Annotated in this window: 20 protein-coding genes and 1 pseudogene; 7 read left to right on the forward strand and 14 right to left on the reverse strand. The window is 44.6% G+C overall.

Annotated features, from left to right (window positions below; all coding sequences use genetic code 11):
• Positions 1 to 298: 298 nt before the first annotated feature.
• The 6 genes and pseudogenes from JGK07_RS21870 to JGK07_RS21895 all read right to left on the reverse strand — a co-directional run bounded on the left by JGK07_RS21870 (position 299) and on the right by JGK07_RS21895 (position 5516).
• Positions 299 to 2845 (reverse strand): protein-arginine deiminase family protein, encoded by a 2547-nt coding sequence (locus tag JGK07_RS21870; RefSeq protein WP_293225269.1) that lies wholly within the window; start codon positions 2843 to 2845, stop codon positions 299 to 301.
• Between the two features lie 195 nt (positions 2846 to 3040).
• Positions 3041 to 3364: a DUF433 domain-containing protein gene (locus JGK07_RS21875; protein WP_293178245.1), complete on the reverse strand. Its 324-nt coding sequence runs from the start codon at positions 3362 to 3364 to the stop codon at positions 3041 to 3043.
• Between the two features lie 62 nt (positions 3365 to 3426).
• Complete coding sequence (locus JGK07_RS21880) at positions 3427 to 4122, reverse strand: hypothetical protein (RefSeq protein ID WP_293178182.1); 696 nt, start codon at positions 4120 to 4122, stop codon at positions 3427 to 3429.
• A gap of 123 nt (positions 4123 to 4245) precedes the next feature.
• Positions 4246 to 4572, reverse strand: coding sequence for a DUF433 domain-containing protein (locus JGK07_RS21885; RefSeq protein WP_293178179.1), 327 nt, complete (start codon positions 4570 to 4572; stop codon positions 4246 to 4248).
• Between the two features lie 38 nt (positions 4573 to 4610).
• Positions 4611 to 4880, reverse strand: a pseudogene (locus JGK07_RS21890) (DUF5615 family PIN-like protein); the annotation flags it as partial.
• Between the two features lie 30 nt (positions 4881 to 4910).
• Positions 4911 to 5516, reverse strand: coding sequence for a COP23 domain-containing protein (locus JGK07_RS21895; RefSeq protein ID WP_293178177.1), 606 nt, complete (start codon positions 5514 to 5516; stop codon positions 4911 to 4913).
• Between the two features lie 295 nt (positions 5517 to 5811).
• Here JGK07_RS21895 and JGK07_RS21900 point away from each other — a divergent pair, with 295 nt between their 5' ends.
• The 3 genes from JGK07_RS21900 to JGK07_RS21910 all read left to right on the forward strand — a co-directional run bounded on the left by JGK07_RS21900 (position 5812) and on the right by JGK07_RS21910 (position 6901).
• Positions 5812 to 6198 (forward strand): tetratricopeptide repeat protein, encoded by a 387-nt coding sequence (locus tag JGK07_RS21900; RefSeq protein WP_293178174.1) that lies wholly within the window; start codon positions 5812 to 5814, stop codon positions 6196 to 6198.
• 146 nt (positions 6199 to 6344) lie between these two features.
• Positions 6345 to 6539 (forward strand): hypothetical protein, encoded by a 195-nt coding sequence (locus JGK07_RS21905; protein ID WP_293291043.1) that lies wholly within the window; start codon positions 6345 to 6347, stop codon positions 6537 to 6539.
• Positions 6539 to 6901 carry a DUF5615 family PIN-like protein gene (locus tag JGK07_RS21910; RefSeq protein ID WP_293178168.1) on the forward strand — a complete coding sequence of 121 codons (363 nt, stop codon included), beginning with the start codon at positions 6539 to 6541 and terminating at the stop codon, positions 6899 to 6901. The genes JGK07_RS21905 and JGK07_RS21910 overlap by 1 nt, the downstream gene beginning before the upstream one ends.
• A gap of 382 nt (positions 6902 to 7283) precedes the next feature.
• Here JGK07_RS21910 and JGK07_RS21915 read toward each other — a convergent pair whose 3' ends face one another.
• The 3 genes from JGK07_RS21915 to JGK07_RS21925 all read right to left on the reverse strand — a co-directional run bounded on the left by JGK07_RS21915 (position 7284) and on the right by JGK07_RS21925 (position 10574).
• A complete protein-coding gene (locus tag JGK07_RS21915; RefSeq protein WP_293242657.1) occupies positions 7284 to 8693 on the reverse strand; it encodes an NAD(P)(+) transhydrogenase (Re/Si-specific) subunit beta in 1410 nt (469 codons plus the stop codon).
• A complete protein-coding gene (locus tag JGK07_RS21920) occupies positions 8690 to 8983 on the reverse strand; it encodes an NAD(P) transhydrogenase subunit alpha (RefSeq protein WP_106150865.1) in 294 nt (97 codons plus the stop codon). Before JGK07_RS21920 ends, JGK07_RS21915 begins: the two co-directional genes overlap by 4 nt.
• A 442-nt stretch (positions 8984 to 9425) precedes the next feature.
• The gene (locus tag JGK07_RS21925) at positions 9426 to 10574 is read right to left on the reverse strand and encodes a Re/Si-specific NAD(P)(+) transhydrogenase subunit alpha (RefSeq protein WP_293196695.1); all 1149 of its coding nucleotides are present in this window, start codon (positions 10572 to 10574) and stop codon (positions 9426 to 9428) included.
• 484 nt (positions 10575 to 11058) lie between these two features.
• On the opposite strand from JGK07_RS21925, the gene JGK07_RS21930 reads away from it, so the two are divergent.
• From JGK07_RS21930 to JGK07_RS21940, 3 genes are all read left to right on the forward strand, one after another.
• Positions 11059 to 11571, forward strand: coding sequence for a DUF2808 domain-containing protein (locus JGK07_RS21930; RefSeq protein ID WP_293178156.1), 513 nt, complete (start codon positions 11059 to 11061; stop codon positions 11569 to 11571).
• 373 nt (positions 11572 to 11944) lie between these two features.
• Positions 11945 to 13213, forward strand: a complete 1269-nt coding sequence (locus JGK07_RS21935) for an MFS transporter (protein ID WP_293178151.1) — start codon at positions 11945 to 11947, stop codon at positions 13211 to 13213.
• Between the two features lie 105 nt (positions 13214 to 13318).
• A complete protein-coding gene (locus JGK07_RS21940; protein WP_293242660.1) occupies positions 13319 to 14899 on the forward strand; it encodes a DHA2 family efflux MFS transporter permease subunit in 1581 nt (526 codons plus the stop codon).
• Between the two features lie 90 nt (positions 14900 to 14989).
• On the opposite strand, the gene JGK07_RS21945 is transcribed toward JGK07_RS21940, so the two are convergent.
• From JGK07_RS21945 to JGK07_RS21965, 5 genes are all read right to left on the reverse strand, one after another.
• A complete protein-coding gene (locus JGK07_RS21945) occupies positions 14990 to 15757 on the reverse strand; it encodes an ATP-binding cassette domain-containing protein (RefSeq protein ID WP_293242663.1) in 768 nt (255 codons plus the stop codon).
• Between the two features lie 157 nt (positions 15758 to 15914).
• Positions 15915 to 16793, reverse strand: coding sequence for a glycine--tRNA ligase subunit alpha (gene glyQ, locus JGK07_RS21950; protein ID WP_293196692.1), 879 nt, complete (start codon positions 16791 to 16793; stop codon positions 15915 to 15917).
• A 156-nt stretch (positions 16794 to 16949) separates the two neighbouring features.
• Positions 16950 to 17285 carry an element excision factor XisI family protein gene (locus JGK07_RS21955; RefSeq protein ID WP_293178139.1) on the reverse strand — a complete coding sequence of 112 codons (336 nt, stop codon included), beginning with the start codon at positions 17283 to 17285 and terminating at the stop codon, positions 16950 to 16952.
• On the reverse strand, positions 17270 to 17689 hold the full coding sequence (locus tag JGK07_RS21960; protein WP_293178136.1) for a XisH family protein: 420 nt from the start codon (positions 17687 to 17689) through the stop codon (positions 17270 to 17272). The genes JGK07_RS21955 and JGK07_RS21960 overlap by 16 nt, the downstream gene beginning before the upstream one ends.
• A gap of 168 nt (positions 17690 to 17857) precedes the next feature.
• Positions 17858 to 20197, reverse strand: coding sequence for an NACHT domain-containing protein (locus JGK07_RS21965; protein ID WP_293178133.1), 2340 nt, complete (start codon positions 20195 to 20197; stop codon positions 17858 to 17860).
• A 149-nt stretch (positions 20198 to 20346) separates the two neighbouring features.
• Here JGK07_RS21965 and JGK07_RS21970 point away from each other — a divergent pair, with 149 nt between their 5' ends.
• Positions 20347 to 20505 (forward strand): hypothetical protein, encoded by a 159-nt coding sequence (locus JGK07_RS21970; RefSeq protein ID WP_293178130.1) that lies wholly within the window; start codon positions 20347 to 20349, stop codon positions 20503 to 20505.
• Positions 20506 to 20680: the final 175 nt, after the last annotated feature.

Raw genomic sequence — 20680 nt, forward strand, 5'->3', positions numbered from 1 at the left:
CGACACACCCTACTTTCATATCAAATCCCGTTGCATAGGAATTATTAATCTCTCTATTCTCTCTCTGTGTCCTCTGCGCCCTCTGCGGTTAAATCATTTCCATACAACCGGAAACGATATCACTCGCGGCGCGGGTGCGTCGCTCATATATTGTCGTAAATTACCTAGATTATCGCAGCGACGTACCCTACTTTGACTACAAAATTGGTACATTTGAATTTATCGTTGGGTGGGGGCGGGTTTTTGAGATTGTGGGTTTTTGGCGGGAATTTTTGGCGAACCCGCCCCTACAAGATACTCAATTATTAGGCAAAGATTGCCAAAAAGGCCGGGGTTCAGGCTTCCTCACAGTATTCGTCGCCGACTGTACATTTCCTTTCAATTCTTGATAATATCTATCGTCCAGAAAACTCATGCTAACACCAGCAGGAAGCAGCAATTGGCGCAATCTTTCTTGAGTGTAATCTAGACCATCAATTATCGGGCCGCGCGGATTTGAGACTAACAACTTACCGTTAACAGGCACCGAATTGACCATATTCGGCCACCAAGCATAACCGCTGTAGCCAAACATCGCTGGAACCTGAACGATTTGGTCGTCTGCGAGGGAAAACTCTCTTTTCAACTTCTCTAAAATCGGATAGATTTTCTGCTTTTGCAGATTGAGATTGTGTTGAATTAAAGCAGGATTATTCAATGCAGCCCTGACTGTAGTTTCGGTGCTCAAGCCGCGATTGATTGTAACATCACCATAACCTTTTCCCGCCAATTCTTCCAACAGCCTAACTCCGGCTTCTGGACTGGCGATCGCCATTATATATTTTCCGGGAGTTTGACTGGGAATAAAATTGATAATTTCATCGACTTGACGAGTCAAAAGCCAAGAAGTATCAATATCCACCGCTGGGCCTTGAATTCTTTGAGCTTGAATAAAATCAAGTACCTCAGGATTAAAACCAGCATTCCCCGAATTTCCGTAATAAACTCGACCCATTGGATGTCCGGGAATCGGTGGCGTCACTTGCAAATTGCCGTAGCCATCAGACCACTGATTCACAGGGTCTAAAGAGCGAGGTTTGCCAATTTTAAATACTCTCAAATCCCGCTCTTGATTTGACTTAGCCGGCTTGTCGAGTGCTGGATTGCTAGGGCTTTTAATCGCGACATTAACTTGACGCATATCGGATTTTTCTGGAACTTGAACGTAGCCATTTTTCTGACTGTCTTGCATCCAAGCATTATCGCCCTGGATGATTTTTACTTGAGCGCCCGTGGGTTCTACAGCTTGTTTGAGTTGGGAGATAAATTCACTGTTAGCCGAGCCTCGGTCGCTGACCTGAAGTTCTGTTACGGGTGCTGTATTTGGTGCTATCATCCAAGGACTAACGCCCATTTGGATTGTGGTGGTGGCGATTTGTTGACCGTTGTTTTCGGCAGTTGCTTTGAGATTAACCTGGCCGTTCCAATTGCGATCGGCAAATTGTTTTGCTTCCACTCCTAAAACAATATTCGTGTTGAAAATTAGGGGTTTAGTACCGGATATATCTACAGGTAGCCAGCCGTCGGCAGTTTTCTGAAAAACGCTGATGTGAGAGCTGCCAATGCTGTCAGCGGTGATAAATAATTGAGAATCTTTGAAGTTTTCCGACAGGATTAAATTAACTTGAGAAAGCATTGCTGCGCGGCGAGGAACGCTAACCTTGGTTTCTTGCCAAGTCGGTATTTTGCTGCGGCGATCGTTATTGCGATCGTTATACACAATCAGCGCGCCGCTGGACAATGACCATTGTTCTTTTCCGGCTTCGTCTACCTGATTAATTTTGCCGTCTCTGTTAGTATCTCCGGCAAAGAAGAAGTTGGTCGCTGAGGTTGCGGGCGTAACTGGGGTGGGAGTTGCGGTTGCGGTTGATTCGGGAGTTGGTGTTGCGGTTGACTCGGGAGTTGGTTGAGGAGTTGGTTGTTGATTGAGTTCTAATTGTTGTCTTTGTTGTTCTTTTAGGGCGAGTTCTTGCTTTTCTAATTCTTGTCTTGTGAGTTCTTTTAGTGCTAATTCTTCCCTTTCTTTTGCTTGGCGGGCAAGTTCTTGTTTTTCTTGTTCTTTGCGGACTAATTCTTGCCTTGCAAATTCTTGTTGTTCTAGTTCTCTGCGGGCGAGTTCTTTTTTCTCTTGTTCTTGTCTCTCTATTTCGCGGCGAGCAAATTCTATCTTCTCTTGTTCTTTTCTGGCAATTTCTCTTACCTGTTCTTCCTCGGCTCTAATTTTCTGTGCAGAACGTGCTACTTGCCATTCGTAGGTAGCGAGAGTGAGGTTTCCTTGATATTCGATGGTTTTGTCGATCGCGCGTTCAGCCAACAAAGAACCGTGGGGAATGAGTCGGAGGGTATTGATAGCCAATTGCCAAAAGCGTTGCGACTGTTCCCAAGTAGCGGGATCGGCTTTAGAAGTGCGTCCAATGACGACGGCTTGGGAAGCTATTCTAGCAGCTTCGTCCCAGTTATTTTTGGCTTGTTTTTCTATTTCAATCTGATTTTGAAGGTTTTGGAGTTGCTGCGTAAGAGTTTGGGATTGGTGGCGGGGGCTTTCTGGTTGCCAATATTCGGGAGAAAACAGACTGCTGTCGGGAGTTTGGGCAAGTTTATCTAATCGTACCTTGAGGCGATCGCGCAATTTGTAGAGTTCCGGGAGGGATTGCGGAGTGTCGCCGTCGGGTTGTCGCGCCGAGAGTGCGAGTTTGTAGTTTAGAGTAGGTTGAGCCACTGTCGTAGGGATGGCAACCCAAATTATACCGATGACGACACCGAAAGCATTGACGATCGCGATCGCCACATATCGAACCCAGCGCATATAGTTAATCCTCAGACACCCAGATGATTTTACCTAATATTGGGTTCAATGGGGGATTTAGTTGTAAGATTTTTGGATGGGGTTCAGAAACCGGGTTTTTTACCTAATCTGTCGGTAGTAACGAAGTATTGTTGTAAAAAACCCGGTTTCTTTGTCGGAGTCGGTAATTTCTGTTATGGGTAATTGCGCCATGTTTTATGCTGCTTCATTTCTAACTATTGCTGCTTCAATTTCGTCTGGGTAAGCATCAGCATAAGCCCAAGCATTGACTAAATCAGCCGCAGTCAAATGGGGATAGCACTTCAAAAGTTCAGCATCGCTGCATCCGAGACGGCGATACCCGACAAGTACCCAAACTTGTATGCGAGTATTGCCAACACAGGCATCGCCGCCACACACGCCGGGAGTTTTTTTAACGCCTAGAGAACCGTTGGTTAAAGTTTGAGTTAGGATGCTGATGAGTTTAGCTTTATCAACCGGATTTTTTGTTAGTTTGGAAGTTTCGCGGGCGGGAAGCAGCGAGCAAGATGGCGAGAAGAATCAGAAGAAGAGTGAAGTGAGGATAGATACTTGCTAAACCCTTATTTTTTCTTAGTGCGGTTGCGTTTTCTCGATTCAGCCGCCATATTTTTTGCTTTTTTTTGCTTTGCTTTACTTGCCTTAGAGCCATTGACAGGACTACCACCGATCGGTTTGCTTGACCATCCAAATAGATCGGAGTTTTCAGATGCAAGCGTAGGGGCAATTTTAGCATTATATATCTGCTGAAATTGTTTTAGACCTTCCTCCGTACTCATATCAAACCCTGCTTGATGACCGAGCGTTACAAAGGATTTGGCAAATCCGAATTTAGAAGAATCTTCCATAATCTCCTGAAATTCCGGCTCAATATCCCGCAGGTATTTGATAATTGAAGTGGCATTTTGCAGTTTAAATTCTCGTTTCAAAAATTGCCATAACGCCAATAATTCCGGGATAGCATTTTCACCGTCTTCCGGCGAAAGCAAAGTCACTTTCCTGGGAAATAAGTCTTCGATTACAGTTTCCACATCTGCCACTTTCATGCAAGGTAGTGTAAAACCTTCATAGCTGAAAGCGTAATAAATGAACTGCGATATCCAAGATCCAACGTCTGGATAAGTTTTACCGTATTCTTCTCCTTCGGGAGAATTGACAAATAACTCGATTAGAGTTTCCTGATAATCTTCCAGGAGGGGTTCTGCTTCGTCATAGTCTAGGCCGTCTAGTTGGCGGATGTTAAAAGGTTTATCTGACATAGTTGATTTTTTTTGAATTTAATTGACTTTAGATCTAAGGTTAGTACAACTTTGGCAGTTCGATTAATTCTTTAGGATTTTATTATATTTAAAATCTTCGATCGCAGAAATTTGTGCCATGTTTTAGGCTTCCTCATTTTCTCTGATCGCAGCTTCAATCTCTTCTGGGTGTGCCTCAGTGTAAGCCCTAGCATTCGCCAAATCCGCTGCACTCAAATGAGGAAAGTCTTGCAAAATCCGCACATCATTTGCACCCAGAAGGCGATAATTTGCGATCGACCAAATAGGTATGCGAGTCTTGGTAATTCTAGCATCGCCACCACATACGCCCGGAGTTTTTTCAATTCCTTGCCAAGTATTGCTTAAACTTTGAACTAATAGCTGTATTGCTTGAGTTTTTTCAATGGGAGTTAAGGCAAGGAGTTGTTTTTTTAATTCTTTCAGTGCCATTTTTTACAATCTCAATCATTTTATATGGTTGGCTTTCTTTACATTGAAGGACGATTAACTCGAATCAATTTGCCACTCAATGTTTCTTCAGCAGAAATAGCGTCATTAATTCGGGTCGCCTGTCTTTCCCAGTTGCTATCTTGAGTACAAATGATAATACCAGCATGGTCTGGTTGTGAGCGATGCAGTCGAATAAAATCACCTCGATTGAGAGTCAAAACTTCTCGTTCATTACTCACTGCAAAAGCCAATACATCCTCATCAGGAATTCCTAATCCTGCGTTTCCGGCTTCTTGAACTGTTAAAACAATGACATTCGCTGGCTATCAAGTATGATATCACTTAGCAGAATTAGCTCCAGCAAGGCGATCCTCCTCTGCCAAAAAAGGAGTTAAATCAATTTCTGGCGAAGACCGAGAAGATAGGCGAACCCCGCCCCCGCTCCGATAAACCGGAGTACCTTTCTGCAAACTTTCAGTCATATCTCGCATTGCGTTATAAGCCTCTGTATCGCTACCCGGTTTCAACGTCACCAACAGCGGACAACTATCGCCACTCAACTTAGTTTTAGCACAAATCACGTATTGCTTTGGCGTATTAGGATCGCCTCGATAACTTAACTTAGTCAAACCATCTTTGCGATAACCGTTCAATCGTTCAGCAATTATTTCGCAGCGTCTTAGAGGCGTATAATCACCGCCTAAAGTTGTCACCATTTTTAGCCAAGGTTGTTGACCTTTATCCTGACGGTACATGACAGTCCAAACTTCACCTCCCCGCTGAGTATCTGGCTGATTTTGGCAGGAAAAACGAGCATCTTTTCCAAACACCAGGGGCGACCAACCTTGAGCATAAGCAATGGCGACACCGCCAACAGCCGCAAACAAACCTAGTACACCGACAGTCAGGTTTGCGACGTTAAAGAAATTTCCATTATTACTCACGGTACTGAATCCTCGATAAAATTTTGATAGACAACAACAGCGATAATAAGTTGAGAATTTCTACATCAGCCAAGTAACGAATTCCCGAAAACCGCCGGGGAATTAATTCCCTGTTCATGAAAATGTTTCCTGAATTGGTTTAATGCTATTATAGTATATAAGTAGGTAAACATATAATATATTGTCTGTCATTGCGAGGAACGAAGCAATCGCAGAGACTAGGCGATTGCTTCGTTCCTCGCAATGGCATGATGATGTTTATGTTCACTTACTTAAAATTTATTAATCGTCGTTAATGTCTGACTTAGAAAAAGGTCTAGCCGCCTTTAATAACCAAGATTATACCCAAGCATTTAGCTTGTTAAAACCACTAGCAGAACAAGGAAATGCCGAATCCCAGTGCATTATTGCCAGTATGTACCATTTAGGATTAGGTCGAGAAAGGATAATATTAGAAGCAATTAAATGGTACATCAAATCCGCCGAGCAAGGCTATGGTGTTGCCTCAAACAACTTAGCAGGAATTTATCTGTGCGGTGCTGATGGTGTAGCAGCCGATCGCACTGAAGCAGAAAAATGGTTTCAAACAGCCAGAGAACAAGGATTTTTGCATATACCTATTTCCAGTGACTATTGGAACCAAACCCGATCGCCCGTCTCCACCGAACAGCGAAAGATGTGATATAATCTCAAGTAAAAATATAAATAATCAACAATCATGCAATTAGAAGATTACTTTGAATTTTTAACACCAGAAGATATCCGTACGAATACATCCACCGCTGCCAAACTCCAGAAGCCATAGCTCAAAAATTTCGGACAGTGACTATGGCTCAAGTTTATGCTACGATTCTCTACTATCTGGAAAATACAAAGACTGTCGGTAAATATGTAGGAGATTGGTTAGAATATTGCCTCAAAGCTGAAGCTGAATACGATCGCAATCCATCACCTTTTGTCTTGAAAATGCGTCAGATTAAAGAGCAAAATCAGAAATCTCAACAACTAGATCGAGTTTATTAATGAGTGTCAAATATCTGTTAGACGAAAATATCGATCCTGAATATCGGGTGCAGCTTTTGTATCATCAATCCGATCTGGTTGTTTTGATGGTTGGTGATGAAGGTGTTCCGCCGAAAGGAACGAAAGACCCAGAAATCTTGTGTTGGTGCGAGGATAATAATTTTATCCTTGTTACTAATAACCGACGCTCAATGCCAGTTCATTTGTCAGATCATACAGCCGAAGGTCGTCACGTTCTAGGAATTCTCACAATTCGCTTGAATGCAGATATGGGCAAAGTGATTGACGAATTAATAGAAATTGCGGGAGCATCTTTTGAAAATGAATATCAAGATCGGATTGAATTTATCCCGTTAAATTAATTTATCTGGCGGACAATATAGATAAGAATCGGCGATTGAAATCGCTTCTACATAAACGAAGTCGGCCTCCGCCGACTGAAGAATATTGATATCAAACTAGACTTAAATACCCGCTTATTTTCTGAGATAAGATTCGGCGATTGAAATCGCTTCTACATAAACGAAGTCGGCCTCCGCCGACTGAAGAATATTGATATCAAACTAGACTTAAATACCCGCTTATTTTCTTAGTCCGCGCAGGCGGACTTTGTTTGTGTAGACGCGGTTTCAACCGCCGAGTAATCAAGATGGTTGCTAACTCCAAAGAAACCGGGTTTTTCATCAAATATATCGACTACAGCGCGTCTTTTCGTAAAAAACCCGGTTTCTAGGCCTCGCAATCCTACAACTGCTTCACCTCAGCAACCAACTTCGCAACCACATCCTTCGCGCTACCAAACAACATCATCGTCTTATCCTTGTAAAACAACTCGTTATCAACACCCGAAAAACCAGCACTCATCCCGCGCTTAATTACGATCGTATGTTTAGCCTTATCAACCTCCAAAATCGGCATCCCATAAATCGGGCTCGCCGTATCGTGACGCGCCGCCGGATTCACCACATCATTCGCACCAATCACCAACGCCACATCCGTCTCTTCAAACTGCGGATTGATATCATCCATGTCGTACAACTGCGGATAGGGCACATTTGCTTCCGCCAGCAACACATTCATGTGCCCAGGCATCCGCCCAGCCACCGGGTGAATCGCGTATTTCACGTCAACTCCCATTTTTTCCAAACCGTCGGCTAACTCGCGCACGGCGTGCTGTGCTTGCGCTACAGCCATCCCGTAGCCCGGAATGATCACAACCGATCGCGCATAGCCTAACATCATCGCACTTTCTTCGAGATTGATACTGCGAACAGTTTTGTCGATCGCACCACCAGCAACCCCAGCAGCCGCAGCACTTCCGCCACCGCTACCAAAGGCGCTAAACAGCACGCTACCCAACGATCGATTCATCGCCTTACACATGATTTGCGTCAAAATAATCCCCGACGCGCCCACCAATGCACCAGCGATAATCAGCATATTGTTCATCAAAATGAACCCAGCCACACTCGCCGCAATCCCCGAATAAGAGTTTAGCAGCGACACCACCACGGGCATATCGCCGCCCCCAATGGGTAGCACAAACATGATTCCCAGAATATTGGAAATCGCCACCAAACCGAGGAATACCGGCACATTTTCGGGATTCGTCAGCATATAGCCACTGCCGGCTAAAAGCGCGATCGCCAGCATGGCATTAAACGGCTGTTGTAGCGGAAACGTCATCGGCGCACCCGGCAGCAATTCTTGCAGCTTCGCAAACGCTACAAGGCTACCAGTGAAAGTGATTCCGCCAATCAACACGCCCAAAAGGATCGTGATTGTCGCGTCAGGTGCCGGCGATTCCGGGATGCTGAGATAGCGCCAGAATTCCCCCACAGCAACGAGGGCAGAAGCCGCGCCCCCAAAGCCGTTAAGCAAACCTACCATCTGCGGCATATCCGTCATCGCCACGGTTTTCGCCATGATTGTTCCCAAAATGGAACCGATGATGATGCCGACAGCAATCAATTCGTAGCTGATGACTTGCTTTTCTAGCAATGTACCAACGATCGCGATGAACATCCCGATCGCAGCTAACACATTTCCTTGACGCGCAGTTGCGGGCGATCCCAACTGTTTCAAACCGACAATAAACAAAGATGCGGCAACTAAATAACCTAGTTGAATGGCACTTGGCAGAAAATCACTCACGCTTTAACCTCTTTTTTCTTGAACATTTGTAGCATTCGATCGGTGACTAAGAAACCCGCAACAACGTTAATTGTGGCAAGGGCGATCGCGATCGTCCCCAAAATCGAAGTAACAGTTACATTACCTTGCCCTGAAATTAGAATTGCGCCTAAAACAGCAATTCCTGAAATCGCATTGGAACCCGACATCAAAGGTGTATGTAGCGTCGGTGGGACTTTGTTAATAACTTCAAATCCCACAAACGATGCTAGGGTAAACACCACTAAACCTGCAATCAATCCTTCTGCCATGACAATTGGTAATTGGTAATTGGAAATAACTCGTTCTCGGTTGCGTTTTGCATTAACATTCGGCGGTTGAAACCGCTACTACACAAACGAAGTCTGCCTCCGCAGACTAAGAAATAAAAGATGATTCGGCGGTTGAAACCGCTACTACACAAACGAAGTCTGCCTCCGCAGACTAAGAAATAAAAGGGGTATTCTAGCCAGATTTGGTATCACTGATAGGCAGAGCCCTGTAACTATAGAACTTCATTAGTCCGCGGAGGCGGACATTGTTTGTGTAGCCGCGATTTCAATCGCCGGGGCTTCATTAGTCCGCGGAGGCGGACATTGTTTGTGTAGCCGCTGTAGCCGCGATTTCAATCGCCGGGGCTTCATTAGTCCGCGGAGGCGGACATTGTTTGTGTAGCCGCGATTTCAATCGCCGGGTATTCTTGCAAACAATCATCTAACTAACGACTGAAGCCTGAGCCGCCAAAGCATCCCGCACTCGCTGGTTGCTAATTTCGCCATCACGAGCCACACAGGAACCAGCAATGATATCATCTTCAAAATTTAAATTGAGTTCCTTATCTTTCAGCATCAACTGAAGCAAAGCCGAGACATTCTTCGAGTAAGTTTCACTAGCGTGTACTGGCATCGACGACGGTAAATTAATCGGACCGATGACATTAACTCCGTTCCATTCAACATCTTTGCCTGCTTCCGTGCACTCGCAATTCCCACCTTGTTCTGCTGCCAAGTCAACAATTATTGCTCCCGGTTTCATTTGAGAAACCATTTCTCTGGTAACTAAAATCGGGGCTTTTCTACCAGGAACTTGAGCGGTTGTAATTACTGCATCAGAAGCGCCGACGTGCTGGGTGAGCACTTGGCGGGTGTGTTCTTTAGCTGCTTCTGATAATTCTTTAGCATAGCCGCCTGCTGCTACAGTTTCTTCTTTGAGTTCGACATCAATAAATTTAGCGCCCAAACTTTGCACTTGTTCTTTTGTTTCCGGGCGGATGTCAAATGCTTCGACGACTGCGCCCAAACGACGTGCTGTGGCGATCGCCTGTAAGCCCGCAACGCCCACACCCATCACCAATATTTTCGCGGGGCGAATTGTACCCGCCGCTGTTGTCAACATCGGGAAATATTTCGGTAATGCACAGGCTGCAATCAGTACGGCTTTGTAGCCGGCGACGTTGGCCTGGGATGATAGTGCATCCATGCTTTGGGCGCGGCTGGTGCGCGGAATCATTTCCATGCTGAATGCAGTTATTTTGCGATCGGCCAACCGCTGTACTAACGCCGGATTTCCCAAGGGATTCAAAAATCCGATGAAAACTCCTCCTTCGCGAAGTTGGTGAACTTCTGATTCTTTGAGCTCCCCGATTTTGACGACGACATCGGCTTCGCCCCACAGCGTAGCGGTATCGGCGACAACACGAGCTCCGGCTTCTTCGTAAGCAAGATCCGAGAAAAAGGATTTTGCACCCGCACCCGCCTCAACCCAAACTTCGACGCCTTGTTTGACTAATCGGGCTACAACGTCGGGTACTAAGGCTACCCGGCGTTCCTCTGCTTCGACTTCTTTGGCGATCGCTAATTTCATGGACTCTCCTTATACTCTAGACACAGACATAGACAGGGCGGTTGAAACCGCGTCTACACAGACAAAACCTGACGGGAGCAGGTTGAAATTCAAATTTCCCAGTCGGCGTCCGGCGGACATCGTTTGTGTAGGCGCGATTTCAATCGCTGGCTGTCTTCGTTTGTTTGGCGTGCGACTTCAATCGCTGGCTTCTCACGTTGATACTAAAGCCGATCCCCAAAATTACACTCGCTTCTTTAACTTGTCTTATAGATTCAAATTCACTAAACTGTTAACCTTGCAGCCCAGGGTGATATGATACAATGCTGCCTAATTCGGTAGTTTGAATGTCTGTTGTCAGTATTATTACGCAAAAAAAAATTGAGCGAGCGCGGGCGTTTCGGCTGAGAGAATTATTGAGAAATTCGGTATATTGTAGGCTCGATCGCAAATTTCGGGCGATCGATATTTAAGCTTCACCAGCAGTTTGATTAGAGGAGTGATTATGAAACGATTATTTTCAGCACTAGCAGTTACAGGTTGCTTGCTGACAGGCTTACCGGCCATCAGTTTAGCCCAGTCGATGCCCGGATTCACGATTTTCGGCGGCCCAGAACGCGCCAACCAGTTAAACTATCGCTTGGATTACGGCAAAGCCGGAATGGTTGGCGACAGATACCGGCTGCGAATTCCTTCCAAAAAAGTAAGTTTGGCGATCGCCCAACTCAACATTACTTATCCAGACTATTACAAAGGCGAATTCGACCAAAAAGACATTAAAGTGCGCGTCAAAGACAAAACAATAGCATTGCAAGAAGTAATCTGGGACAAAGAAAATCGATTCATAGAAATTTATCCCGCAGAGCCAATTCCTGCCGGTAACAACGTTGAAGTTGTCCTCTCCAACGTCAGAAACCCAAGTCCGGGCGGAATGTACCATTTCAACGTCCGCATTCGCACTCCTGGGGACGTTCCATTGATGCGTTATTTAGGGACTTGGCTGTTGAGCATTGATTGAGGTTCCCGGAAGCAAATTTTAGCTAAACAGGCGATCGCGACAGAAAAACTCAACTGTGGCGATCGTTTTGCTGTAGGGAAGAAATTAACAAGATAATTCGCGATCGCACCGATGGCCAGAAACCGGGTTTTTTCTCAAAAATACTAGATTGCAGCCCGCAGATACGCAAAAAACCCGGTTTCTTTGCAAGGAGTGCATAAACCCTGAATACTCAAATCCTAATTTTCCGAAATCCTAAAATAGAACCAGAGGCTCATACCGCAATTGTATTTGATTCGTAAAATAAGTCTATGGTAATTCCCCGATGGTTGCCCTAACTAATTAGACGTATGCTCCGGGGCGCTACCATACAAAATATTGACGAAACTGATACATGAATCTTCTAGCAAAAATCAAAAAAATCAAACTTCCGCCAGCACTGCGATCGCAAAACTACCGCCTATTTTTTGCAGGACAAGGCATCTCGCTGATTGGCAGTTGGATGACGCAAGTCGCTACAGTGTGGCTTGTCTACAACTTGAGCGATTCACCTTGGATGCTCGGCGTAGTAGGATTTACCAGTCAAATCCCCACATTAATTTTACTGCCTTTTGCAGGAGTTTTAATCGATCGCACGAATCGGCACCGAGTGATAATTGCCACTCAAATCTTAGCGATGGTTCAATCCTTAGCCCTAGCATTTTTAGCGCTAACAGGAGTCATCAACATTTGGCAAATCCTGATACTGAGTTTCTGTCAAGGAGCAATCAACGCCTTTGACGCGCCCGCACGGCAAGCTTTTGTGTCCGAGCTCGTAGAAAAAAAAGAAGACTTAGCAAATGCGATCGCCCTCAACGCTTCCATGTTCAACGGAGCGCGACTCATCGGCCCAGCAATTGCCGGATTAGTGATAGGTACAGTCGGCCCGAGTTATTGTTTTCTGCTGGACGGAATCAGCTACATCGCCGTCATTGCAGGCTTATTAGCAATGAAGATCAAACCCCGTAAAATAGCAGCAAGCAATACCAAACCCTTACAAAGATTAAAAGAAGGATTCGATTACGCCTTCGGATTTCCCCCGATTCGAGCCATCTTACTGCTATTAGCATTAGTCAGCTTCGCCGGAATGTCCCACACAGTATTAGTCCCAATTTTTGCCACCAAAATTCTCAACGGCGGCCCGCAAACCCTCGGATTTTTGATGGCAGCTTCCGGAGTCGGAGCATTTGCAGGCGCGATTTATTTAATCGGACGAAAAAGTATCGTAGGCATCGGCAAACTGATTGCAATTTCGCCAGCAATCATGGGATTTGGATTGATTGGTTTTGGCTTGTCCCGCATTTTGTGGCTGTCATTAATCATGATGTTGTTTGTAGGATTTGGTTTCATCATCCAATTTGCCGGAGGAAACACATTTTTGCAAACAATAGTAGAAGACGACAAACGTGGCAGAGTAATGAGCATCTACACGATGGCATTTTTTGGAGTGACACCGTTTGGTAATTTAGTAGCAGGTGGAATGGCAAATTATATCGGCTCTCCCAATACAGTCATACTTGGTGGTATAATTTGTATTTTAGGTTCAATAATTTTTACCAGACAGTTGCCAGCTTTAAAAAACTTAGTCAGACCACTTTATCAAAAAATGGGTTTAATTTCCTAAAAAATTGGTAAACTTCTCTCCTTCTTGATTCCCCTCTCTTACTCTGCGCCCTCTGCGCCCTCTGCGGTTAAAACATCCAAATTAATTACACAAGATGCAAAACCAATGGCAAACCCCAGTGCAATTCTACAACAACAGAGCGATCGCGTACCATTAAAAACCTGGATCGGCGTCATGGGAACAATCCTCGGCGCATTCATGGCAGTTTTGGACATCCAAATCACCAACGCTTCTCTCCGAGATATTCAAGCAGCTTTAGGCGCAACATTAGAAGAAGGTTCTTGGATTTCCACCGCCTATCTAGTCGCAGAAATAGTCGTCATTCCGATTACGGGTTGGCTGTCGCAGGTGTTCTCAGTGCGCCGCTACATCTTGGTAAATGCCGCTTTCTTTGTCTTCTTTTCCATGTGCTGCGCTTGGGCGTGGAATTTGACTTCAATGATTGTATTTAGGGCTTTGCAGGGATTGAGTGGCGGAATTTTAATTCCGATGGCTTTTACGTTTTTGCTGACCAATTTGCCGCCCAAAAAGCAGCCGATTGGCATGGCGATGTTTGCACTGACAGCGACTTTTGCACCATCGATTGGCCCGACATTGGGAGGTTGGCTGACGGAGAATTACGGGTGGGAATATGTCTTTTATTTGAACTTGATTCCGGGGATGTTGCTGCTAGCTGCTGTGTGGTATGCAGTTGACCCTAAGCCGATGCAATTATCATTGCTAAAAGGTGGCGACTGGTGGGGAATTATCTCAATGGCGATCGGCTTGGGTTCCCTGCAAGTTGTGTTAGAAGAAGGCAGCCGGAAAGACTGGTTTAGTTCTGATTTTATTGTGCGTTTAAGCATAGTTGCTGCTATATTTCTCGGCGCTTTTTTCTGGATTGAACTAACTCGAAAAAAACCGTTTATTAATCTACGACTGCTAACTCGCCGCAATTTCGCCTTAGCAACTATTGTCAATGTTTCGTTAGGTGTAGGATTGTACGGTTCGGTGTTCATTCTGCCCCTGTATTTAGGTCAGATCCAGCAGTACAATGCCATGCAAATTGGCGAGGTAATTATGTGGGCTGGCGTACCGCAGTTATTCATCGTGCCGGTGGTGCCGAAATTGATGCAGCGCATCGATATGCGGTTGCTAATCGGTATAGGTGTGAGTTTGTTTGCGGTGAGTTGTTTTATGAATGCCAGCATGACTCACGAAACGGGTATCGATCAGTTGCGTTGGTCGCAATTAGTGCGAGCATTAGGACAACCATTAATTATGGTGCCACTGTCAACTATTGCCACTGCTGGTATGGAGAAACACGAGGCTGGTTCTGCTTCGGGTTTGTTTAATATGATGCGAAATATGGGAGGTTCGATGGGGATTGCGGCGCTAGCAACTTTGGTGACGCAGCGCGAGCAATTTCACTCGAATCGCTTGGGAGAATCTGTTTCTTTGTACAATCCAGCAACGCAGGAAAGACTCAATCAAATGACTCAGTATTTTGTGAGTCGCGGTGCTGATTTGAGTGTGGCGAAAGAACAGGCAATTAAGGCGATTGATGGTTTGGTTCGTCGGGAAGCTTATGTGATGGCTTTTAATGATTGTTTTTACTTTGTGGGAATTGCTTTGTTGTTAAGCGGGATTGCTATTTTGGGTTTTCAAAAGGTGAAACCGGGTGCTGGTGGTGGGGGTGCTCATTGAGAAGGTACGTTGTTGCGCTTCAGCGCTTTTTTATATAGAAGAAAGCGCTGAAGCGCAACAACGTACCTCAAGAAATGTTTTTTAGTTTATTCACCATTCTTGTTGGGCTTCTGCTTCTGCTTGGATTAAATTTTGTCGTAGTTGCACCCAATCTATTCGATCGGATGGCAAATCTTCGATGAGTTTTCCGCGCTGTAAATGCAGAATTCTGGTGCTAAATTGTTCGGATAATTCTAATTGGTGATTGACCATTAAAATTGTGGTTTGATTGTTAGTTAGCTGTGTCAATACTTCCAAAAGGTTGGCGGCTTTTCCTACATCGAGGGCGGATGTTGGTTCGTCTAAAAGCAAGATTTTTGGTTGTAGAATGATGCCGCGGGCGATCGCCACTAACTGCTTTTGGCCCGTGGAAAGCTGCAATTCCGTGCGATCGAGTAATTCTTGGGGTATCCGCAGTTGTGCGATCGCCCCGCTAATTCTCTCAGCAATGTTTGATGCAGCCACGCCCCGCAGCTTCAAAGGATAAGCCAAAGCTTCCCGCACCGACATCCCCAACAGCTTCGATTCCTGTAGAATCAGGGTAATTTGGCGCCGAAGTTCGATCGGCGGAATTTGCCGATAATCTGTATTTTCCAGATAAATCGAGCCAGTCGTGGGGCTGCTGAGTCGGTTCAGCAACCGCAACAGCGTGGTTTTCCCAGCCCCCGAAGGGCCGACAATTGCCACGCGAGATCCCTTTTGTACCTGAAACGAAATATTGTCCAATAAGTAGCTAGAGGCGATCGGTGTTTTAAAACTTACACCATCAACCCGCAATTGAGGAGTAGTTTCTGGATAATTTTCAGAATAATTAGGCATTAAATTAATTTAAAATATGATATTTCTGCAAGCAAATATGTGTGTAGGGGCGAAGCATTACCGCAATCAGCATAAGATTATAACTAATAACTTATATGCGGTAATGCTTCGCCCTCTTCAAAACCCAGATGCACCCGAATTTCACATTACTTACTTCTCAAACCTTCACAGCTTTCTCCAATGGGAAACCCAACTGTTCCCGCTGTTCCAAATAAAGCTGAGCCACCCGCCGCGCCAAGTTGCGAATTTTGGTAATGTACCGAGTTCTCTCCGTTACCGAAATCACACCTCTAGCATCGAGCAAATTGAAAGTATGCGAACATTTTAACACATAATCAAGACTAGGCAAAACCAATCCTTTCTTAGTCAATTGTTCTGCTTCTTGTTCGTACAGCCCAAACAAAGTAAACAGCAATTCAGGATTAGAAGCTTCAAAATTATAAGTACACTGTTCTATTTCCCCTTGCAAGTGAACATCGCCGTAAGTAATGCCATCTTTCCACTGAATTTTAGTCATCGCATCAACTTCTTGGAGATACATCGCGAGGCGTTCTAGCCCGTAGGTAATCTCAATCGAAACCGGGCGACAATCAATGCTGCCGCACTGTTGAAAATAGGTAAATTGGGTAATTTCCATCCCATCAAGCCAGACTTCCCAACCAACACCCCAAGCTCCCAAAGTCGGAGATTCCCAGTTATCTTCTACGAAGCGAATATCGTGGTCTTCTGGTTTAATTCCTAATGCTCTCAGTGAGTCTAAATAGATTTCTTGGATATTAGGAGGAGATGGCTTAATTAAAACTTGATATTGATAGTAATGTTGGAAGCGATTGGGATTTTCGCCGTAGCGTCCGTCGGTGGGGCGGCGACAGGGTTCGACGTAGGCGACAGACCAAGGTTCGGGGCCGATCGCTCTGAGAAAGGTGTGGGGATTCATGGTTCCTGCACCTTTTTCTGTGTCGTAGGATTGGGCGATCAGGCAGCCTCGATCGCTCCAGAATTTGTTTAAGGTGGCAATGACTGATTGAAAGTTCACTGGTTTAAATAGGGTTAGGGAGTGTCTAAACTTATTTAAGCATACTCAAGGCAGGGTTTATTGAAATAAACCCTGTATCGCTGGCTATTTAAGTTCTTTTTCAGGTATATTGTATCGATCGAGTTATTGCGATCGATGGCTTCTGGGAGGCGATCGCTAAACCGCCTGAAACACCACTGGGCTAGCACTATTTTGATAATCAAGACCAGTCATAATATGCTCTGGTTGGATACCTGCGACAATCAGTGCAGGGGTTAACCCTTCCTCAAAGTTATCTTCTTCAATGATGACATGGCGATCGACCAAGCGAGCGTGAAACAGAATCGTGTCCATCCAGCGTTGCTTATCCCAACCTGTAGCGAGAATCAGGAAATGACCTGAATCGGTATCGCAGACAGGATAAAGCTGAATCGCTTGTAAGCGAGGTTGCGATCGAGTTGCTTCTTGTAGCGTTTGTTTCAGGATATCTGCATAATTTAGTGAGCGATCCATTGAACAATAGCCTCCTGGTCTGGTTCGTAAACTAATAAGTTAATTCTATTCCGTTGAACGGCTAGCTGAAAAATTGGTTTTTGGAAATGTCGAATATAGATGGTTTGACTGATAGCTAGGAACAACTGCCGTTTCTGCTCTTGCTCCTCCAAGGCCCATTGGTAAAGCTGAAGCTGTCCCATCGTTTTTTCCAATTCATTAATTACGGAAGGAGAGTCGAAGTCTTTGATTTCCACAGCTATTTTCCGTTCTTCTTTTTCTGCTGCGAAAATCTTTTCTGCTCCTAAATCAGGTTTCAAGAGCGTTTGTTCTAACACTAAGATTAAGGGGTCATCCGTAATTGTCCACCCATCTTTTTCGAGAGTGTGGCGCAGGGATAGATGTAAATTATCGCGTCTAGACATTAGTTATCAAAGCTTGATATCTCGTTATATTTTAGCACAATTTGACAGAATTTGCCATAGCTTGATAAGGGACAAAAATTTAGAGAATCATTTCACTCCTTTGGCTGTCGCGGATTGAATAACTCAATAAAAAATATCCGAGCGCTCCATATCTTGAGTAGAATCGCCCTACTCGGCTTTTTCACGTTTGCGTTTTTCGATTTCGGCGATCGGTAACAAAAGTATATCTTCTATTTCTTTCTTTACATCATTACTGACCACTACACTTTCTATCAAACATTTTATCAAAACAGTATTACAGTAATAGTAACTTTGTAAGAAATCTTTTTGTTCTTTATTGAATTCCCATAAGTCACTAATATTCATAACAGATTTTAACTGTCTAATCCATTCATCTCCGTTCTTTTTCCACCAAGGATTGGGCGGCAGGTCACAAAGAATTCTTCCTTTTTCAGATTCAGGTATTAAGTCTCTTAATCTTTCAATATTGCCACCCCTAAATCTTGATAAATTTGAAAGGAGAGCCATCGCATTTGTCCTGTGGTATTTTTCCATGAGTCCACGTGCTATATAGATACAAGTTGCTAATAAATCATTAATTGCAAATGTAGAAAATGACATCAAATGTCGATCTATACAAATCGCAATAGGATAAGAATTTCTGGGTAAAAACTGATATTTATCGCCTGGTATGGAAAAGAAAAGCTCGAAGTAAAATATCCGGATTGCACTTACTTTCGGGATAACGGGACTTGTAATTTTATCATCCATATGAATAAAATATTTATGAGAATAAGCAATTGTATTAAGCCACTTAAATAATTCATACAATTCACCTTCCATATCAATTAAATTTTTGTCAATAGCTTGCTTCATTTGTAGCAGTAAACTGTCAGCATCTTGAGTTATATCTGCTATTAACAGAAAAACTTGCTGCCAAGGTTTGTCTGGAAGATATTTGACTAATTTATCCCAAGGGGTATACCTGCAAAACCACTTCGCCACCAAATACTCTTGAAACGTCAGATGTGAAAATGACCAAACCTTCTGACTTCGCTCAATTAACAACCCATGCTGTGCTTCCATTGCCCTCAATACTGTCCGACTATCCCGCTGCCCAATCCCCAAAAACTCAGCAATATAACCCTCAATCTCCGCCTGCTCAAACAACACATATTGCTCTTGCTCAAACTTCTTCACTGCCAGAAAGCTCAATAATTCTAGCTTTCGCTCCACCGACAAATCTCGATAAATCTCATCTCGCTCAATCTCCCGCGACTTGTCCCACTGTTCCAGCAGCAACTCCAACCCTTCTTCATACAGCTTAGAACGCTTTGAGTAAAACTTCCCCGTCTGGTGAAACACCGCACAAGTCAAACTTAGCAAAATCGGCGTAATCGCTAACTCCCGAATCGGCTTATTTGCCTCTAAAAATAGTTGTTCTAAAAACTCTCGCGCTTTCGCCAATCCTCCTGACTCATCCCCCATCACCGTCTTAAACCAATGTTCTGAAAACGATCGCGCCTGCGACTCATTAAAATCAGCTACTTCCACATAATCAAACTTCTCAAACCGCGATTCCTGACTCTGCGTCCGACAAGTTACGATTACCTGCACCTGCGGATAAGTACGAGCAAACCGCTTGATTTCCTTGGCGATGTTCTTCCCATCTTCTCCCGTCACCTCATCCAATCCATCCAGCAACACCAGCACCCGACCTCGATCGAATATCAATTGAGTTTCTGCATCCGATAACCGCCAGCATTGCCCTAGATAACGCTCTAGCGAATAAGCAACCTCACGCCCATCCTCGACAAAATCTCGCAGTTTAATCAAAAACGGAATCCGGTACGTTTGTAAATTCCCTGCGTTGCACTCCGTCGCCACTCGTTGCAAATACGTAGTTTTCCCCGAACCCGGTTTGCCCACCACCATTAGGTTTGTATTCTTCGCCAGCACCTCTAAGCCTGACACCCGTTGCCGTTCCATGCCCAAGCCAATGCGATCTAAACTGCGATGGCTGGGATTGTTGCTGAAATCTTGCCACAAGTCATTGAGTTCTGACTTATGACTACTACTCAGCTCCTTCAGAATATTGACATCTACAAACAATTCACCCAACGGCACGCAACGATCGACACCCCAAAGTGGCATCGTGCCATGTAAGCGTTGGATGTCATCATGGAGGCGCGATCGTACCTGCTGAACCAACGCATCAATATCATCTTTCGGGCTCTCCAGAGGCGGATCTGACAGGGAATTTGGTGGTTTACCTTTCTCCTGAACCTGTTCATCATCGGGTTCCCATTTCATTTTGAGCTTTTTGCAGATGTCAAGAAACTGCTTGCGCTGAACGGGTTTACCTTGGAAAAATTTGTTGATGGTGGTACGCGACATTTGTAATTGAGCAGCCAAATCGGATTTGCTACCAAATTTTGCTAATGCGATGTCCGCGTTTTTCACTTGAGTTGGCGATAGCTTGAGAGATCGCCCGCTAGGTTCCGTCATGTAGTGGTTTCAGGTTTCTCCAATTATAGCGACGCGATCGTAACTTGGACAAACTTGTACATAACCTGAGCGATAGGCGATCGGATCTAAAACCAGCCTCCTATCTTGCATTTGGCAGATTGTTGAGAGTTTCAACAAAGATGACCAACATGAAGATTTCAAACAAAAAGAAATGGATCAAAGTAAGCGAGTTTGCAGTGGTGGGCGTTGCCACTTGCCTCAATCCCCACGCAGGATTTCTGCTGTTTCTACTCAAGCTGTGCTTTCAAATTCTGACAGCATTGCAGAAAGATGAGAGAGACGAGTGAAATAGATAAAAGCTAGAAGTCCCCGATCGCCTTTGCGAAAAAATTCAACAGGGCGATCGGTTCCCCAATTCCTATAGCAGGGCGAACGCATCTAAACTTTATATTAACAGAATATGGTATATTGGACAAGAATTATTGAGTAACTACAAAACATTTAATTAGGGTTCACCTGTAT

The sequence above is a fragment of the Microcoleus sp. PH2017_24_DOB_U_A genome (assembly GCF_020738205.1).
Taxonomy (GTDB): domain Bacteria; phylum Cyanobacteriota; class Cyanobacteriia; order Cyanobacteriales; family Microcoleaceae; genus Microcoleus.

Excerpts from the sequence above, each read along its gene's own strand:
- JGK07_RS21910 (WP_293178168.1), top strand. The coding sequence starts at position 6,539 with ATGAGTGTCAAATATCTGTTAGACGAAAATATCGATCCTGAATATCGG.
- JGK07_RS21925 (WP_293196695.1), bottom strand. The coding sequence starts at position 10,574 with ATGAAATTAGCGATCGCCAAAGAAGTCGAAGCAGAGGAACGCCGGGTA.
- JGK07_RS21955 (WP_293178139.1), bottom strand. The coding sequence starts at position 17,285 with ATGGATCGCTCACTAAATTATGCAGATATCCTGAAACAAACGCTACAA.
- JGK07_RS21920 (WP_106150865.1), bottom strand. The coding sequence starts at position 8,983 with ATGGCAGAAGGATTGATTGCAGGTTTAGTGGTGTTTACCCTAGCATCG.
- JGK07_RS21940 (WP_293242660.1), top strand. The coding sequence starts at position 13,319 with ATGGCAAACCCCAGTGCAATTCTACAACAACAGAGCGATCGCGTACCA.
- JGK07_RS21880 (WP_293178182.1), bottom strand. The coding sequence starts at position 4,122 with ATGTCAGATAAACCTTTTAACATCCGCCAACTAGACGGCCTAGACTAT.
- JGK07_RS21870 (WP_293225269.1), bottom strand. The coding sequence starts at position 2,845 with ATGCGCTGGGTTCGATATGTGGCGATCGCGATCGTCAATGCTTTCGGT.
- JGK07_RS21970 (WP_293178130.1), top strand. The coding sequence starts at position 20,347 with ATGAAGATTTCAAACAAAAAGAAATGGATCAAAGTAAGCGAGTTTGCA.
- JGK07_RS21930 (WP_293178156.1), top strand. The coding sequence starts at position 11,059 with ATGAAACGATTATTTTCAGCACTAGCAGTTACAGGTTGCTTGCTGACA.
- JGK07_RS21905 (WP_293291043.1), top strand. The coding sequence starts at position 6,345 with ATGGCTCAAGTTTATGCTACGATTCTCTACTATCTGGAAAATACAAAG.
- JGK07_RS21935 (WP_293178151.1), top strand. The coding sequence starts at position 11,945 with ATGAATCTTCTAGCAAAAATCAAAAAAATCAAACTTCCGCCAGCACTG.
- JGK07_RS21885 (WP_293178179.1), bottom strand. The coding sequence starts at position 4,572 with ATGGCACTGAAAGAATTAAAAAAACAACTCCTTGCCTTAACTCCCATT.
- JGK07_RS21960 (WP_293178136.1), bottom strand. The coding sequence starts at position 17,689 with ATGTCTAGACGCGATAATTTACATCTATCCCTGCGCCACACTCTCGAA.
- JGK07_RS21900 (WP_293178174.1), top strand. The coding sequence starts at position 5,812 with ATGTCTGACTTAGAAAAAGGTCTAGCCGCCTTTAATAACCAAGATTAT.
- JGK07_RS21965 (WP_293178133.1), bottom strand. The coding sequence starts at position 20,197 with ATGACGGAACCTAGCGGGCGATCTCTCAAGCTATCGCCAACTCAAGTG.
- JGK07_RS21945 (WP_293242663.1), bottom strand. The coding sequence starts at position 15,757 with ATGCCTAATTATTCTGAAAATTATCCAGAAACTACTCCTCAATTGCGG.